Source organism: Arthrobacter sp. GCM10027362 (genome assembly GCF_042679445.1).
Classification (GTDB): domain Bacteria; phylum Actinomycetota; class Actinomycetes; order Actinomycetales; family Micrococcaceae; genus Crystallibacter.
On record NZ_JBHTML010000270.1, the window covers coordinates 1 to 3,838 of the forward strand.

Sequence of the window (3,838 nt, forward strand, 5' to 3'; positions counted from 1 at the left end):
GGCGGAGTCCGGGATCAGCCGGCCGGGGGCGACGTCGCGCTCTGCGGCGAGCTGCTCGCGTTCTCTCCAGAGCTCGCGGGCGGCCGCGAGCTGGCGGCGGTCCCGGATCTGGTGCAGGCCGGAGGTGCGCCGCCAGGGGTCCGTGCGGGATGGAGCCGGGGGAGCGGCGCGCAGCGCCTCGAACTCCTCCTCGGCATAGCTGAACTTGCCGTCCGACTCCAGCCTGGTGATCAGGGCCTCGCGCAGTTCAATGAGGACTTCGACGTCGAGGGCGGCGTAGCGCAGCCAGGGTTCGGGCAGCGGACGGGTGGACCAGTCCGCTGCGGAGTGTTCCTTGGCCAGCGTGAAGCCAAGCAGGTTCTCGATCACCGCGGCCAGGCCCACCCGGGGCAGGCCGGCCAGGCGCGCGGCCAGTTCGGTGTCGAAGAGCTTGTCCGGGTTCATGCCCAGCTCGCGCAGGCAGGGCAGGTCCTGGGTGGCCGCGTGCAGGATCCATTCGACGCCGCGGAGGGCCTCATCGATAATGTCCAGGTTCCCGAAGGGCTCGGGGTCGATCAGCCAGGTGCCGGCACCTTCCCGGCGGATCTGGACCAGGAAGGCGCGCTGGCCGTAACGGAAGCCTGAGGCGCGCTCGGCATCCACGCCTGCCGGACCGGTGCCGGCGGCCAGTGCGGCCGCGGCGCGTTCCAATCCGTCGGGAGTGGCCACCACCGGGGGGATGCCCTCCCGGGGCTCGTCGAGCAGGACCAGGGCGGGGGCTGACACCGGATCCGCTGCCTGGGGGCTTTCACCCGCTCCGCCATTGATGCGATGGGCAGGGGAATCCGAAGTCAGAGAGCTCATGGTCTTCCTAGTTTAAGCCCTCCGTGCCTCAGCGCCCGGGAAGGCCCCGGAAGCGCCTTCCCCAACCGGCTGCCGAGTGCCAGAGTCTAATCATGAACGGTCAACCGAGCCGGCTGCACCTGGACCTCACCTGCACCGTCGAGGCTCCCCGGGAGCTGGTCTTCAGCCTGCTGACCACGCCGGCCGAACTGGCCAAGTGGTGGGGGCCGCAGGGCTTCAGCACGCCGGAGATCGAGCTGGACCTCAGGGTGGGCGGCCGCTACCGCTTTACGATGCAGCCGCCCGAGGGCGAGGCATTCCACCTCTCGGGCGAGTTCATCGAGCTCGTCCCGCCGGCCCGCCTCGGCTACACCTTCCGCTGGGAGGAACCCACCGCGGACGACAGGGAAACCGTCGTCACGTTTTCCCTCGACGCCGTCGAAAACGGTACACACGTCTCCCTCTCGCAGGGACGGTTCGCCAGCGGGGAACGGCTTGCCCTGCACCGGGAGGGCTGGACGGAGAGCTTCGAGAAGCTGCGCAAGGTGATCGGGCCCGGCGCTGCGCCTTAGTTCCGCCGGTGCGGCAGGGACAGCACGCCGTCGGGCAGCGGCGGCAGGCCCGCGAAGGTGCAGACCATCTCGGACCAGGCCTCCAGATGGGACTGCACGTCCGCCGAATCCGGCGTCCAGGAGGCCCGCAGTTCGATGTTGATGGCGTCCTGGTTCCCGGACATGGTGCCGAAGCTTTGGGACAGGACCCGGGTGGCCGTGCCCCCGGCGTTGCGGTAGCCGGTGCAGTGGTTGTCCAGCGCCTCGACGAGCCAGGTCCAGGCTACCGAGCCGAGCAGTTCGTCCTTGCCGATGTCGGCCTCGAGTTCGGCGCGGATGAAGGTCACGATGCGGAAGTGGCCGCCCCAGACGTCCTGGCCCTGCGGGTCGTACAGCAGGATGAACCGGCCGGTTGCCAGTTCGGTCTCCGGGTCCTCGGCCAGGCCGGTGGCGCTGCCGGTGACTACCGCTTCCAGCGCCACCGCGTAGGGGGCCAGCTTGGCTGGGGCCGGCAGCTCGGCAAGGCTCAGCTCGGGGCGGCACTGCGCCCGGCGCAGCGCCGCCAGGGCTGTCAGGAATTCCGCAGGGGCTGCGGTCAGGTCACCGGTCGAACTCACTGGCCCAGCTTAGGACGGGGACTATGCAACGGACGGCAGGCTCGCCGGTCATCTGCGGCCGATTCCCAGCCGTCTCACCGGATATTTTCAGCAAGATCTGCACGGATAGCTTCGGCAAAGGCATCCACGTCCTCCTCGGTGGTGTCGAAGGAGCACATCCAGCGCACCTCGCCCCTGGCTGCGTCCCAGTCGTAGAACCGGAATTTTTGCCGCAGCCGGTCCGCGGAACCCGGCGGCAGGGCCGCGAAGACGGCGTTGGCTTCGGTGGGCTGGGTCAGGGTGATTCCGTCAAGGTCCTCCACCGCGGCGCGCAGCCGGGCAGCCATGGCATTGGCGTGCCCGGCCGAGCGCAGCCAGAGGTCGCCCTCGTAGAGTGCGACCAGCTGGGCCGAGACGAAACGCATCTTCGAAGCCAGCTGCATGTTCATCTTGCGCAGGTACTTCAGCTCCGCGGCGGTCTGCGGGTCGAACACGACGACGGCCTCGCCGAACATCAGCCCGTTCTTGGTGCCGCCGAGGCTGAGCACGTCCACCCCCGCATCCCGGGTGAACTCATGCAGCGGCACTCCGAGGGCGGCGGCGGCGTTGGACAGGCGCGCGCCGTCCAGGTGCAGCTTCATCCCGTGTCCGTGGGCGTGGTCGGCGATCGCGCGGATCTGGTCGACGGTGTACAGCGTGCCCAGTTCGGTGCTCTGGGTGATCGAGACGGCCAGCGGCTGGGCCCGGTGCTCGTCGCCCCAGCCCCACGCCTCGCGGTCGATCAGTTCGGGGGTGAGCTTGCCGTCCCCGGCGGGGATACCCAGCAGCTTCATGCCGCCCACCCGCTCCGGAGCCCCATTCTCGTCTACATTGATGTGCGCACCGGCGGCACAGATCACCGCACCCCAGCGCGGCAGCAGCGACATCAGCGCGGTCACGTTCGCCCCGGTGCCGTTGAACACCGGGAATGCCTGGGCGCCGGGGCCGAAGTGGCCGGCCACGACCTCCTGCAGCCGTTCGGTGTACGCGTCCCCGCCGTAGGAGACCTGGTGGCCTCCGTTGGCGGCGGCCAGGGCGGCGAGGATCTCCGGGTGGACCCCGGAGTAGTTGTCCGAGGCGAAGCCGCGCCGGCCGGCGTCGTGCAGCGGAGCAGGTGCCATGGAAGCCAAAGTTGGATTAGTCACGTTTCCAGTATTCCTCAGACGAGCTTCAGCCGGCTTCCGTTCAGTTCGGCGGCGTCCCGGGTGAACAGGTCCCGCACTGCCGCGGCGAGGGTGTCGACGTCGGTGAAGCCGTCGAAGCTGCGCTCCGGCTCCGCCGCACGCATGCCGGCATCGACCAGCGCCTTGACCACAAAAACGACGGCGGCCGAGTGCAGGGTGCCTGCCTCGCCGGATTCCCCCGGGCCGGTCTGGTCCTTGTGGAAGCCCTGGGCGACGGCGCGCATCCAGGTTTCCGCCGCGGCTTTGACCGTGGCGTAGTTGGCGCCGCCGGCGGTGGGGGAGTCCACCGCGGTGGCCGAGACGATCACCGCCCGGCCGCGCGGGGAGGCCGCCAGGTCGGGGTAGAAGCTGCGCGTGGTGTTGCGCAGCGTGGTCAGGATGTTCCGCTGCAGGAAGTTCCAGTCCTCGTCGGACTGGCCGGCAAGGCCCTTGCCGCCGCGCCAGCCGCCGACCAGGTGGACCAGCCCGTCCACCGGTCCCTGCCCGGCACGGACGGCCGCGGCCAGCCCGGCCACGGCCTGCGGATCCGCCAGGTCGCAGCGGTAGGTGGCCACGGCGTCGTTATTCCCGAACGCCATGGCGAGCCGCTCCTGGTTGCTGCCGACGGCGACGACGGCCGCTCCCGCCGCGGTGAGCGCGGCGGACA

Annotated in this window: 5 protein-coding genes; 1 reads left to right on the forward strand and 4 read right to left on the reverse strand. The window is 70.1% G+C overall.

The annotated features are described in order from the left end of the window. On the reverse strand, positions 1–843 hold an 843-nt coding region (locus ACFQ36_RS21300), incomplete at its 3' end, for a ribonuclease D (RefSeq protein ID WP_377017315.1). Positions 844–935: 92 nt separating this feature from the next. Between ACFQ36_RS21300 and ACFQ36_RS21305 the strand changes: the two genes are divergently transcribed. Further along, on the forward strand, positions 936–1,394 hold the full coding sequence (locus ACFQ36_RS21305; RefSeq protein ID WP_377017317.1) for an SRPBCC domain-containing protein: 459 nt from the start codon (positions 936–938) through the stop codon (positions 1,392–1,394). On the opposite strand, the gene ACFQ36_RS21310 is transcribed toward ACFQ36_RS21305, so the two are convergent. The 3 genes from ACFQ36_RS21310 to ACFQ36_RS21320 form a co-directional block, all read right to left on the reverse strand. Beyond that, positions 1,391–1,990 (reverse strand): DUF3000 domain-containing protein, encoded by a 600-nt coding sequence (locus ACFQ36_RS21310; protein ID WP_377017319.1) that lies wholly within the window; start codon positions 1,988–1,990, stop codon positions 1,391–1,393. The genes ACFQ36_RS21305 and ACFQ36_RS21310 overlap by 4 nt on opposite strands. A gap of 74 nt (positions 1,991–2,064) precedes the next feature. Then, positions 2,065–3,129, reverse strand: coding sequence for a threonine aldolase family protein (locus ACFQ36_RS21315; protein WP_377017323.1), 1,065 nt, complete (start codon positions 3,127–3,129; stop codon positions 2,065–2,067). A 38-nt stretch (positions 3,130–3,167) separates the two neighbouring features. After that, on the reverse strand, positions 3,168–3,838 hold a 671-nt coding region (locus tag ACFQ36_RS21320; protein ID WP_377017321.1), incomplete at its 5' end, for an SDR family NAD(P)-dependent oxidoreductase.

Bases quoted from the DNA above. Each gene is read 5' to 3' on its own strand.
- ACFQ36_RS21305 (WP_377017317.1), top strand. From the start codon at position 936: ATGAACGGTCAACCGAGCCGGCTGCACCTGGACCTCACCTGCACCGTC.
- ACFQ36_RS21315 (WP_377017323.1), bottom strand. From the start codon at position 3,129: ATGGCACCTGCTCCGCTGCACGACGCCGGCCGGCGCGGCTTCGCCTCG.